This is a genomic window from Dactylosporangium sp. McL0621 (assembly GCF_049995355.1).
Lineage (GTDB): Bacteria > Actinomycetota > Actinomycetes > Mycobacteriales > Micromonosporaceae > Dactylosporangium.
The window spans coordinates 7,182,116-7,194,984 of record NZ_CP188259.1; the positions used below are offsets into that span (position 1 = coordinate 7,182,116).

Sequence of the window (12,869 nt, forward strand, 5' to 3'; positions counted from 1 at the left end):
GGGTCACCTCGCGGATCCTCCAATGTGCCGTCGCGCCGGTTGCCAGAAGCGCGCGCCATCGGGTCAGGGCGACGCCGACGGCGGCTACTCGGCCTGAAGCGTCGGCCGCTCTACGCGGCGGCGATCGTGACGGTCGCCGTCGCGGTGCGGGCGCCCGCGGCGACGGTGACGGTGACCGTCCCGGGGCGCACGCCGATCAGTGTGCCGGTGTCCAGGACCAGTACGGCCCGGGTCTGCGCCGGCCGGGCGGCCGCCTTGGCGTCGCCCTGCGACCGCACCACGACGAGTCCGGGACCGCCGCCCCAGGTGACGGTGGCGGGGTACCGCAGCGGAAACCGCAGGCCGAACTCGCTCGTGATGCCGGTCGCGGACACCGGCGCCGCCCCGCCGACGGTGATCTGCCCGGGCGCCGACAGGTCGATGCCGTCGATCACCGGCCGGACGTCGGCCCGCAGCCACTCGCGGGTCTCCGGGCTCGGCTCGCCCGGCTTGATCCGGGCCGGCCGGGCCTCGACGCCGATGAGCATCCAGCCGAAGAAGCCGCCCTGGTCGGGTGAGCTGTACGGGGTCTTGCCCACGGCCGGGGTGGTGACGTCGAGCACGCCGTCCGCCCGGGTGACCGACGCGGTGTGCGCGTGGCCGGTGAACACCGCGACCGGCTTGCCGGAGCGCTCCCGGAAGTCGGCCAGCCAGCGCTGGAACAGGCCGGCGGCGAGCTGGTCGGACTGCTGCGAGGCGCCGACCCCGGACGGGTCGTGCAGCGGGTGGTGGAAGGAGACCACGACCCCGGTGACCGATCGGTCGGTCCCGGCCTTCGCCAGCTCCGCCTGCAGCAGCGGTACCTGATCCCAGTCCGACGTGCGCAGGTCGCCGGTGTGGGAGTCGAGCAGGATGAACCGGGTGCCCTTGTGGTCGAAGACCTGCCGCGTCGGCCGGCCGGTCGCCGCGGTGAACGCCTGCAGGCCGCCGGTCGCGGAGAGGCCGGCCTCGTGGTTGCCCGGCGACCAGTACACCGGCAGGCCGGCCGGGACGTGGTCGCGCAGCAGCCCGTTGGCCAGCTCGAAGTCGGCGGGGCTGTTGTCGTCCACGAAGTCGCCGTTGATCAGGATGAAGTCGGGCCGGCTCGCGACCGCCTGGTCCAGCGCGCCCGCCGCCTGCCGCCCGGAGAACGAGTCCCGGCCGGCCGCCGCGCTGACGTGCAGGTCGGACAGGACGGCGAAGGTCCAGCGGTCGCCCGGAAGGCCGCCCTGCTCCACGACGCTGGGGTCCGGCAGCGGCGGCTCGGCGGTGTCGGGCTGCTGCCCCACCTGGGCGGCGAGCCCGTCGAGGTCAAGCTGTCCGGCGTTCTTGTTCGTCTGCGACGTTTCGGCAAGGTACACCCGCAGCAGTGTGATCGGCTCCGAGAACCCGGCGGGAATGTCGCCGACGACCCGACGCCAGCCCGTCCAGTCGACGGTGTCGGCGAACGTGAACGGCACGTTCGTGGTGCCCTGCGAGCGCAGCATCGCGCGCAGCCAGTGACGCCGGCCGTCGCCGTTGACCCACAGCGCGAGCCGCCTGGCCCCGGCGGGCAGCGTGATCGGGCCCGGGCCGGCGACGGCGTAGGCGGCCGAGGTGCTGGTCTGACCGGTGAAGTCGTAGGTCATGCGCAGTGCGTGGTTGCCGGCGTCCGCGCCGGGGCGGTCGGCCGCCGCCACGGTGGCCACCGATGCGGTACCCCGGGCGGCGAGCGCGGTCCACGTCTCGGACGGCTCGAACTCGGCCAGCGGCACGTCGATCAGGCCGACCGTGACCGGCAGCTTCGCCGTCACGGCCTGGACCGTCGCGGTGATCGTCGCCGCCTGGCCGCCGGCGTCCGGGCCGCCGGTGACGGTCAGGCCGCCGCCGGGGGCCGCCGTCACCGCGATCACCCGCTGGTCGTAGTCGAGCCTGACGTCGCGGGCCGCCACCGGGGCGTCGAACCCGTCGGCGTCGTACCCGATCAGCTCGACGGTCACCGCGGCGCCCGGCTCGATCGTCACGGCCCGCTCGCTGAAGGCCAGCCGGTGCAGGTCGCCCAGGACGCGCAGGTCGTGCTCGCCGGCGGCGAACCCGGACTGGGCGTGCAGTGAGCCGGCACCGGAGCGCCGGGCCCGGAAGACGCCGTCGCTCGTCCAGCCCAGCCCGCCGGGCTCGGCCATCCACAGGATCGGACGCCGGGCCACCGCCACGGCCGCCCAGGTCTCGTCGTAGCCGGCGACCCCGACGTCCAGGCTGAGCCCGCGGAGCACCCGGTCGGCGCGCAGCCGCACGTCGAGCCCCCGCAGGTCGCCCGAGCCGGGCGCGGCGAACAGGCCGACGCCGTTCGGCACGGGCCGCTCGTGGCCGTCCGACGGGGTGTTGACCACGCCGGCGCCGGCGTCGCCGGGACGGCGGGCGACGAGCTCGGTGGAGCCGCCGCCGTCGAGCATGAAGGCGTCGGTGACGCCCAGGCGTACCAGCAACTTTGCGGTGTCGTCGAAGCTCAGGCCGGCGGAGAAGTTCGCCGCGCCGTCGACCGCGACCAGCAGCAGCCGGCGCCCGCCGTCGAGCCAGCCGATGGCGGTGCGGGGCTTGGGTTCGTCGTTGCCGGTGCTCGGCGGGAAGTCGACCGGGACGCTGTCGCGGACCAGGACGGCGCCGCTGCCCAGCGCCATGCGCAGCGGTGAGCCGGCGTTGGTCTGCGTGGTGTACGACACGGTCACCGCATCGCCCGGCCGGGCGCCGGCCAGTGCCGCCGCGGCGGTCCCGCGCCCGAGGAGGATCCAGCCGTTCTGCGGTACCGCCGCCGCAGTGATCTGCCTGTTGACCGTGGTCACCGTGCCGGCCGTCACGACCAGCTCGGTGTAGGGGCCCGGGTCCTGGATGAGCGTGCGCGGTCCCGCGCCCCACTGCCCGGTGAACACGGCGATGCCGTCGGCGGGCACCGTCGCGGAGTTGACCGCGGCGAGCGGGCGCGCAACGCCGGCGACGGTGACGGTACCCGTGAGCACCAGATCGGCGAGCCGGGCCACCCGGTCGGCCCCGAGGGCGGCGACGGTCGACGGCTGGTTGGTGGCCTTGCGCAGCTGCCCGTGCTGGATCTCCGGCCCCTCGGCGGCGAAGGTCTCGGTGATGTCGAAGTAGTCGCCGTTGACCGCGGCGACCGCGTGCTGCGCGCCGGCGGCGACGGACATCGCCCGCGGCTCGCTGACCTTGTCGGCGACGAGGTCCGCGCTGACCGCGTCGCGGCCCAGGTCGGCGTTGAGCACGTGCACCCGGGTCCAGCCGGTGCGCCCGAACGTGTCGAACGAGGTCAGCGCGATTCCGGGCGCGACCGGGTGGTCGGTCCGGCCGGCCTCGACCGACTCGCCCGGCACGGTCGTGCGGTAGGTCGGCACCGTGTAGCCGAAGGGCCCGCGCCAGCCCGGGACGAACTGGCTCGACGCGCCCGGCCCGGAGCCCGGCCCGGCCGCGGCCGGGCGGCCGGTGGCGGCGAGTCCCGCCGCGGCGACGGCTCCCACGATGAGGCCACGCCGCGTGATGCCGGCCGTACCGTTCCCAGAATCGGTCACGGTCGATCACTCTAGGGTCTGGCACCGCGCGAAAAAACAACCATCAGGCAACAATTGGCGAAAAATATCTACAACGAGCAGGCGGCGCGCGTCCTCCGCAGCAGCCGAGGCCGGGCACCGACGCTCAACGCATCGAAACCTGACGCTACGATCGCGATTGGTACGGCCGGCGTCGCAGGGCGCCGATCCCGGCCGGAACGACGGCGAGCGGCGCAACCGACGATCGCTGTCGACGAACGTCGCGGTCGTCGAGGCATGGAGGGCCTGATGCAGCAGCACGAGGCCGGGTCCCACTCGAGTTGGTGGTGCTAGGTGCGGCCGGAGTGGCTACCGGAGGGAGCCGACATCACCACGCCGAACGCCGCGCGGGTCTACGACTACGCGCTCGGTGGCTTCCACAACTTCGACGTCGACCGCGAGTTTCTGAAGGCGGCGCAGCGGGAGTGGCCCGGCGTCGTTGCACTGGCCCACGCGAACCGCGCATATCTGGGCCGGGTGGTGCGGTGGCTGGTCGATGCGGGAGTCCGGCAGTTCCTGGACATCGGGTCCGGCATCCCGACACTCGGCAACGTCCACGAAACGGCCCAGGACACGGCACCGACGGCGAAGGTCGTGTACGTGGACATCGATCCCGTCGCGGTCGCCCACGGCCAGCGGATCCTGAGGGACAACCCGAGCGCCGTCTCGGTCCGGGGAGATCTGCGCGAGCCGGAGCGGATCCTCAGCGATCCCGAGGTCCTGGCGTTGCTGGACTTCGGTGAACCGGTGGCGGTGCTCATGGTCGCGGTACTGCACTTCATCGACGACGAGGACGACCCGGCCGGGATCATCCGCCGCTTCGCCGACGCGACCGTGGCCGGCAGCTACCTGGCGCTCTCGCACGGCGTGCCCGCGGGCGACGACGCGGCCGGACAGGCCCGTGTCAGGCAGTTGTACCAGCGGACGCCGACCACGTTCCACGTCCGCACCGTCGAGCAGGTGACGGCGTGGCTGAACGGCTGGGAGATCGTCGCACCGGGGTTCGTGCCGATCAACAGGTGGCACCCGGAGGATCACCACGACACGGCTTCGGCGGCGGTCGGCGCGGTGGCACGGACAGGAGCCGGGTCCGTCTCGTGCCCGGCCGTGCCCGGAGGGCAGACCGCGGGCATATCGCGTATGTACGACTCGGCCGGAGCTACAGAGGCCGGGGAATCGGACATCGGTTTTCACCCCAGCAGGTGAATAACATCGACTCTCCGCAACGGGCCCGGCAACGCACAGGAATACTACGGTCGCGCATCGCCCGTCGGGAACGGACGCCCCCTCAACGGTCTCCGGCGAGGCCGCCGACCGCGTGCGACGGGAGTAGACGTGACAGGACACCCCCCGGCTCCGTCCGCCGAGCCGGGCGGGCAGTGGAACGCCGCCGCCACGTTCGCGCGAGTATGGGATGAGAGCCTGCCGGTCACCAACTTCGTCAAGGGCGGGCGGGCCCATCGCCGGCAGGTGCTGCAGAACCTCACCGGCGAGCTCGTGACCGCCCTGGTCGACCCCGACACGGTCCCGGGCGCCGGATACCGAGCCGGGCAGGAGATGGTGCGGCTCGGCCTCGCCGATCCCAAGATCATGGCCACCAGCATGCGGATCCTGCGACGGCGCCTGACGACCGACTTCGAACTCACCGACCCGCTCCACGCGGCGCGACTGCCAGTGCTGCTGGAGGACTTCGCGCTGGGGTTCGCCACCACGTTGAAGGAGCGGGTGCGGGAGGCCGCCGAGCAGATCTCCCGCGATCAGCGCGAAGCATGGCGAACACATCAGCAGCAGCTCCAGGACAAGATCCGGTACACGCTGCTACACGACCCCGTGACCGGCCTGCCGAACCAGGCGTCCCTGCTGAGCTACCTCGACCTGGTTCTGGCCGCGAAGCCCGACGGAAGGCTGGGGCTCTGTCAGCTCAACCTGCACCGGTTCTCCACCGGCGGCCCGGCTCCCGAAGCCGGCCTCACGGACCAACTCGCCCAGCAGACCGCCGGGCAGCTGCGCGTGCTCGCCGGCGAGCGCGAGTACTTCCTGGCGCATCTCGGCGGCGACGCCTTCGTCCTCGTGGTCGAGGACACGACCGGGCCCGACGACGCCGTCAAGGTCGGTGACGCCGCCCTTCGGCACCTGGCCCTGCCACCACCCGGGGACAGCCACGACGACGTCACCGCCACCGCCGGTATCGTCGAGCAGGCCAACGCGGCGACCACCGGCGTCGAGCTGCTCCGGGCGTCCAGCACCGCACTACGCTGGGCGCGCGCCGACAACAGCGAAAGCCGATGGATGCTGTTCAACGCGGACCGCGCCGCCGCGGAACTCCGCCATCATCGGCTGGGCAGTGAGCTGCCCGGGGCACTGCGCCGGGGTCAGGTCCGCCTCGTCTACCAGCCGATCCGGCAGCTGACCGACCACGCCATCGTCGGCCTGCACGCTCTGCCTCGCTGGCACCGCCCCGGCGGCGAACTGATCGGCACCACCCAGCTGTTGCACCTCGCCGCGACCACCGGGCTGCTCCCCCGCCTCAATACCCATGTGCTGCGCGATGCCTGCGCCCAGGCCACCCAATGGCAGGACGCCGCCATACCCCCGTTCGTCCGGCTCGACCTCAGCGCCGATCACCTGCGCGAGCCCGATCTGCTCACCGAGGTTGCCGCGATCCTCGACGACACGGGCCTCCTCCCGGACCAGCTGCACCTCGTCGTCGGTGACACCGCGTACGACGACACCGTCGAGGCCGCCGCCGCCGCGCTGGACGGCCTCATCCGGCTCGGTGTGACCCTGATCGTCGACGTCGGCGGCGCGGGCCACGCGCTGGCACTGCGGGCGCCGGTGCGGATCGTCAGCCTCGACCGGCACCTCACGAACGGCCGGCACGACCAGTTGAGCAACTACCGGGCAACCACCACGATGCTCGCCTGGCTCATCGAAATGTTCCACGACCTCAACTTCATCGTCACCGCCACCAACATCGAGAGCCGCGCCGAGCTGGACGTTCTCCGCGACCTCGGCTGCGACGAGGCGTGCGGCCCGTATCTCGGCCCGGCCCAGCCCCCGCTCGAGGTCGCCCGGCTGCTCGAGCCGGCCGATGACCCCCTGCTGCAAGACAGCGCCTCAGCGTGAATGGGCGCCGAAGGTATGGAAGAATACCGACAAAACGGACGATCGCGTTCCCGCGGTGAGGTTCGATCCGGCCGATTGTGATGTGGCCGAGCCCGGCAGAGGTGGCGGCGGGCGCGCGTAGGGGGCATCGTCGTGGCTATGAGATCTTCTCACCGTTGGCGGGTCGCGGCGCTGCTGGTCAGTCTCGGGCTCGGGCTGACGGCGTGCGGCGGGAAATCCACGCCGCAGGCCTCGTGGTCGGGTGGGCCGTCGTCGGCTCAGCAGTCGGCCGGGGGCGCGTCGCCGTCGGTGTCGCCGGCGCCGACCGGCAAGCCGGTGCACGTACGGCTGTACGAGAAGGACGGGGCGACGTACGGCGTGGGCATGCCGATCATCGCGTACCTGTCGGCGTCGATCACGAGCGCCAAGGACTTCAACGCGGCGACCACGGTCACCGTGAACGGGGAGCCGGCCCAGGGCGCGTGGTACTTCCAGAAGTCCGCGGTCTACTCCGGCTACCCGATCGAGGCGCACTACCGCCCGGCGGAGTACTGGCCGGCGCACGCCTCGATCGCGATGAGCCTCGACACGAAGGGGAAGTCGGGCGGGACCGGGCTGGTGTACGACAACAGCCTGACCCTCGACATCAAGACCGGGGCGGCGAACATCGGCAAGGTCGACGGCGGCACCCTGCGGATGGTCGTGACCTCCGACGGCAAGCAGGTCTTCGACTTCCCGGTGTCGCTGGGCAAGGCGAGTACCCCCACGTTCAACGGCACCAAGGTCGTCATGGAGAAGAAGGCGGTCGAGCACATGGTCGGCGACGGCTACGACGAGCAGGTGCCGTGGTCGGTGCGGGTCACCAACTCCGGCGAGTACGTCCACTCGGCCAGCTGGAACGGCGGCAACATCGGCCAGCGCAGCACCTCCCACGGCTGCACCAACCTGACCGAGGCCAACGCCAAGTCCTACTTCGACTTCGCCCAGGTCGGCGACCCGATCAGCTACACCAACACCGGCGGCCCGACGATGCCGACCTGGGACGGGTACGGCGACTGGAACGTGGCCTGGGGCATGTGGCAGGCGGGCGGCGCGGTACCGGCCAACTGACCCGGGCGTCCGGGAGGCGAGGTCCGCCTCCCGGACACCGGCCTGACCGCGGCGGTCAGCTGGCGAGCAGGGTGCCCAGCGTGTGTTCATGCGAAGCTGCGTACCTACGCGCAGGACTTGTCCCGATCGCGATGTCGGTGGCGGTGGCGCCCTGCGAGCCCCGATCACGAACTTGGTGCCCGGGCACGCCGCCGCGACGGTGCGCACGTGCCGGCTCATGTCCGTGGCGCCGGGCCCGGCGCTGGCCTGCGACGCGTCGGCGGCGTAGTTCACGCCGTACGCGTTGACGGTGCGCCCGGGCAGCGCGGATATCACCAATTTCGATCCGCCTCACGCCAGCCGGGAATAGCCCCAATGATGTCGGCCACTTGACGCCGTGTCAGGCCCGCACGGATGTCGTCGCAGTCGTGGAACTTTCATGAGTCCTGAGCTGCCGCTGTATCACGCCGCGCTCTCGGCCGTAAGTCCTTAAAAATGATGAATTTCGACCCTGCCGGGTGATATCGAGTGGGCGCCGAACCCGGACCGATATCCGCCGGCATGTCGATCGCCCTGTCGGCGGACCGACAGACCTCCGGCTCGAGTCCGTGTGGCCGGCCCGAGCCATCGGCCACCGCGGGCCCATGATCTTGGGGTAGTGGCTCTGACCTGGACTTTCTGCCGGTCGGTGAGTGTCCGTCGGTGGCCCGCAGCGGGACGCATTTGCGTGCGGCGCTTCGAGCAGCGGCGCGGCGCACTGCGGGCGAGACCCCGGCCCTCCGGTCGCCCGAATAATCCAGCATGCGTGAAACACCACGTATGTTCGTATTTCATATCATGCGATTTTCTCCATTCCACTTTGTATGACGGGGTAGTTCAGCGACGATTGTCATTGGATCGATTCCGGCCAGTTGCCGACTTGGTCATTCGAAAGGTGAGGCTCGAGATGGAGGACGGAAGCTTACTGGATCGTCACATCAGGCCATTGATCGTATCGTCAATTAGCTACCGGATGTGTATGTGATCGCGTGGGCAACAACGCCATCCAGACTGTGCAATCGATGATTCGGATTCTGCTCGCTCAGCCGTGCGGCTTCGTGCGTGATGCGCTCGCGACCGTACTGTCCGATGAGCCGGACTTCGACATCGCCGCGGAATCCAGCGTGCTCGACGACGTGCCTGCGGTCGCCGCCGAGACCGATCCCGAGGTGGTTCTGCTCGACCCCTCGCTGCCGGGCAATATCGAGCTGAACACCCTGTGTGCCAAGCTGCTCGGGACGGCACCGGGCGCAGGCGTGCTGGTCGTAGCGGATCCGCGATTTTCCACGGCCCAAACGGACGCACTGGTCCGGACGGCGCCGCGGGTCGGGGTCATCGCCGGGCAGGCGTCGATGGAGCGGCTGTCCGACTCGATCCGCAGGATCTCGCGGGGGGAGTCGGTCATCGACAGCGATGTCGCCGTTGCCGTGCTGACCGCACCACCAAACCCGCTGACCGAGCGAGAGCGGGCAGTGCTACGCCTGTCGATGCACGGCGCTCCGGCCAGCGACGTTGCTCGGGAGCTCTTTCTCAGCACCGGAACGGTCCGCAACTATCTGTCTCGCATCGCCGCGAAGACCGGCGCCCGGACGCGGATCGAGGCCATCCGGATCGCTCAGGGCGCGGGTTGGATCTGAGCCACCGACTCGGCGTCGCCCGCACCCCAATGCCCCAGCAACTCCCGGTAGAGCGGCGAGGTTGCGCTCAACGTGGCGTGGTCGCCGAGGGCGGCCGAGACGCCGTCCAGGACCAGCACCCGCCGGGCCCGCAGCGCGGAACTCATGCGGTGGGCGATCACGATCAGCGTTCCGCCTCGGGCCGCGAACGCCTCTTCGGCGCGCCGCTCGGCCGCCGGGTCCAGGTGGCACGCGGCCTCATCGAGAACGGCCAGCGAGGCGGGCGCGAGGTAGGCCCGGACCAGGGAGATCATCTGCCGTTCGCCGGCCGACAGGCGCTGGGGCCGGACCGTCGCGTCCAGCCCGCCCAGCCGCGAGACCAGTGCGGCCGCGCCGATGTGTTCGATCGCGGCGCGGATATCGGCCGTACGGGCATCGGGTCGCAGGTAGGTCAAGTTCTCGCGCACCGTGGCGCCGAAGACGTACGCCTCCTGCGGGATCAGCACCCGGTGCCGGTACAGTGCGTTCGCGTCGGACGGGTCGAGGGGCCTCCCACCGATCGTCACCGTGCCGGTGTCCGGCCCGCGAAGCCCGCAGATCAGGCTGGCCAGCGTCGACTTGCCCACGCCGCTCGGGCCGACGACCGCCAGGTGATCGCCCTCCGGCACGACGACATCGAGGTCGCGCAGGACCGGATCGGTGTGTGGGCCGTAGGCGAACGTGACACCGCAGAGCCGCACGTCGTACCCGCGGGCGACCGCGATCGCCGCCCGTTGCGGTGCGGCGGGCGCGACCGGCGCCGCGTCCAGGATCCGGCCCAGCGTGATCAATAGCCGCAAGCCGCTGCTACCGAGTCCCTGGGCGAGCGAAGCGAACGCCGGTCGCAGGCCACTCGCCACGTACGTGACACCGCCCAGCACCGCCCCCGTCGTCACCCCTCGCGCGATCAACCACGGCCCGGCCAGCAGCAGCGCCAGCAGCGGCAGCACGCCACCGATGGCGAAGCACAGGGAACGCACCGCCGCCACCGGCGCCAGCGCCCGCTCGGCGGCGGCCTGGTCGCGCACCGCCTGGACGGCGAGCGTGCCGGCGTACCCCTGGGCGCCGGCCGCCGTGATGTCACGGTTGCCGGCGAACACCGGGCCGACAACTTCGGCGAGCCGTTCGTCGGCGCGGACGTAGGCAAGCTGACGGGCGCTGGCCAGACCCAGTGTTGCGACGAACAGGCCCAGCCCGGCGAGGAACGGCGGCAGCACGACCAGCAGCACCACGACGTCGACGGAGCTGAGCCCGACCACGGCGCCTACGACCGCGACGGTGAACGCGCGCAGCACCACGACCGTACCCGCGTACGCGTCGCGGGCCAGCTCGACCTGATGGGTGAGCCGGGTGAGCGCGCCGTCCTCGGACGCCCCGCGAACCGCGCGGGTGAGCGCACCGTCCACGACGCGCGTGACCAGTGCGTCGCGGAACGGTTCGACCAGGTCGCCGAGGTTCCGGTACACCCGGCTGGCCCCGACCGCGGCGAGCGCGGCCGCGACGAGCAGGACGCCGAGCCAGGCCAGCCCGACCACCGGTTCGTCGGCGAGGAAGCCCTGGTCCAGCGCGTGGGCCACGGCGTAGCCGCTCGCCGCGGCGGGCAGCATCTCCGGTACCGACCAGAGCCCCAGCCGCAGCAGCGCACGCGTCCGCAGCGACCGCACCACGAAGCGCAACGGCACGCCGAGCGCCGAGCCTGGTACGCCGCTCACTGGAATACCGCCCGATACGCCGGGTCGGCCCAGAACTCGGCATGTGTGCCGGTGGCCCGCACCCGGCCGCCGTCGAGCCAGACCACCAGATCCGTGCGGGCGGCCGTGCTGGCCCGGTGGGTGATGATCAGGCGGGTACGTCCGGAGTGCTCACGGTCGATCGCGGTGGCCAGCCGCATCTCGGTGACCATGTCAAGGCTGGACGTCGCATCGTCGAGGATCAGGACCCGCTGGGTGTGCCAGGCCCGGGCCAGACCGATGCGCTGCGCCTCCCCGCCGGACATCGGCGCGTCGGCGAGCGCGGTGTCGTAGCCGTCCGGCAGCCGGCTGACGAACTGGTGCGCGCAGGTGGCCCGCGCTGCGGCGACCGTCCGGTCGCGGTCGGTGCCGAGGCCGATGGCGTCGCCGACGGTCACGCCCACCAGTACCGGACGCTCGAAGGCGCAGGTGACGGCGGCGTGGAGCGCCGCATGGGAGAGTTCGCCCAGCGGTACCCCGTCCAGCTCGACCCAGCCGGCATCCGGCTCGCGCAGCCGGGCGGCGAGCGCGGCGAGCACCGACTTGCCGGTGCCGGACCGGCCGACGACGGCGATGGCGAGCCCGCCGGGCAGCGTGAGGTCGAGGCCGTCGAAGATCATCCGGTCACCCTCGACCACGCTGACGTCGCGGAAGGTCAGTGTGCCGTTGCCGGCCGGCACCGGACGGTCGCCGTACCCGAGTGCAGGCAGCCGCAGCACCTCGTCCACGCGGCGTACACCGACCCGGGCGCGGGTCAGCCGGCTCAGCACCCCGGTGAGCCCGCCGAGGCCGGCGCCGAGGGCCGCGTACTGCCCCGCCGCGAAGAGCTGGCCGGTGGTGATCCGCCCGGCGACGAGCGCCAACCCACCGGCGGCAAGGACCGCGACCAGGACGAGTGGACCGACGAACGCGGCCTGCCCGCCGGCCCGGGACAGCGCCCGCCAGGTCAGCATGCCGTGGCGGTGCAGCTGCGGCAGGGGCTCGAGGACCCGCCGCCGCTCCTGATCGAGCGTGCCGGCCGCCGCGATGGTGCGGGCGCCCTCCAACGACTCGGTCAACCGGGCCGCGATCAGCCCTTGGCTGTCGGCGTAGTGGTTCATCGCCCGGGCGGTGCGCCGGGTGAACACCCACAGGACCGCGGCCACGAGCGCGAGCCCGACAGCGAACGCACCGACCAGCCAGACGTCGATCAGCGCGAGGAGGACGAGGCTGCCGACCGGCGGAAGCACGGAGGCCAGGATCGACACCGCGGACGGGCCGGCCTGCGCGGCGTCTGCGGCGTTGGTCGTCACCCGCGTCACGAGATCGCCGGTGCCGAAGCGGGCCGCCCGCAGCGGACCGACCGCGAGGATGTGGCGCACCAGCCGCTCGCGCAGCCATGCGGTCGTGTTCGCGCTGCAGACCGTGCCCGCCAACCCGCCGAGCAGGTCGCTGAGCAGGGCGACGAGCGCTGCGGCGGCCACCCAGCCGATCCAGCGAACCGTGGCCGGCTGGTCGCGGGCTATGACGGCGTCGATCGCGCCGGCCAGCAGGACCGGCGTGACGAGGGTGCTGGCCACCCCGGCGAGCGAGCCGAGTGCGATGAGCGGCAGCCACCCACCACCCCGCCGGGCGATCGCGCCGAATGCCGCCACGGTGGGCACCTCCCGGGAGTGGGTTGC

The 12,869-nt window shown here is 72.0% G+C and carries 7 protein-coding genes and 1 pseudogene; 4 read left to right on the forward strand and 4 right to left on the reverse strand.

Translation table 11 applies throughout. From position 1 onward, the window contains the following. Nucleotides 1-110: 110 nt before the first annotated feature. A complete protein-coding gene (locus tag ACPPVO_RS33820) occupies nt 111-3,572 on the reverse strand; it encodes a phosphodiester glycosidase family protein (protein ID WP_426502597.1) in 3,462 nt (1,153 codons plus the stop codon). Nucleotides 3,573-3,884: 312 nt separating this feature from the next. On the opposite strand from ACPPVO_RS33820, the gene ACPPVO_RS33825 reads away from it, so the two are divergent. The 3 genes from ACPPVO_RS33825 to ACPPVO_RS33835 all read left to right on the forward strand — a co-directional run bounded on the left by ACPPVO_RS33825 (nt 3,885) and on the right by ACPPVO_RS33835 (nt 7,805). Next, nucleotides 3,885-4,796, forward strand: coding sequence for an SAM-dependent methyltransferase (locus tag ACPPVO_RS33825; RefSeq protein WP_426502598.1), 912 nt, complete (start codon nt 3,885-3,887; stop codon nt 4,794-4,796). A 129-nt stretch (nt 4,797-4,925) separates the two neighbouring features. Beyond that, nucleotides 4,926-6,716: an EAL domain-containing protein gene (locus ACPPVO_RS33830; RefSeq protein ID WP_426502599.1), complete on the forward strand. Its 1,791-nt coding sequence runs from the start codon at nt 4,926-4,928 to the stop codon at nt 6,714-6,716. 138 nt (nt 6,717-6,854) lie between these two features. After that, on the forward strand, nt 6,855-7,805 hold the full coding sequence (locus ACPPVO_RS33835) for a L,D-transpeptidase (RefSeq protein WP_426502600.1): 951 nt from the start codon (nt 6,855-6,857) through the stop codon (nt 7,803-7,805). Between the two features lie 219 nt (nt 7,806-8,024). Here ACPPVO_RS33835 and ACPPVO_RS33840 read toward each other — a convergent pair. Next, nucleotides 8,025-8,120: pseudogene (locus ACPPVO_RS33840) on the reverse strand (hypothetical protein); the annotation flags it as partial. Nucleotides 8,121-8,812: 692 nt separating this feature from the next. On the opposite strand from ACPPVO_RS33840, the gene ACPPVO_RS33845 reads away from it, so the two are divergent. Further along, a complete protein-coding gene (locus tag ACPPVO_RS33845) occupies nt 8,813-9,460 on the forward strand; it encodes a response regulator transcription factor (RefSeq protein ID WP_426502601.1) in 648 nt (215 codons plus the stop codon). Here the strand turns inward: ACPPVO_RS33845 and ACPPVO_RS33850 are convergent. Both ACPPVO_RS33850 and ACPPVO_RS33855 read right to left on the reverse strand, forming a co-directional pair. Further along, nucleotides 9,439-11,190 carry an ATP-binding cassette domain-containing protein gene (locus ACPPVO_RS33850; protein ID WP_426502602.1) on the reverse strand — a complete coding sequence of 584 codons (1,752 nt, stop codon included), beginning with the start codon at nt 11,188-11,190 and terminating at the stop codon, nt 9,439-9,441. The genes ACPPVO_RS33845 and ACPPVO_RS33850 overlap by 22 nt on opposite strands. Then, nucleotides 11,187-12,842 carry an ABC transporter ATP-binding protein gene (locus ACPPVO_RS33855; protein ID WP_426502603.1) on the reverse strand — a complete coding sequence of 552 codons (1,656 nt, stop codon included), beginning with the start codon at nt 12,840-12,842 and terminating at the stop codon, nt 11,187-11,189. The genes ACPPVO_RS33850 and ACPPVO_RS33855 overlap by 4 nt, the downstream gene beginning before the upstream one ends. Nucleotides 12,843-12,869: the final 27 nt, after the last annotated feature.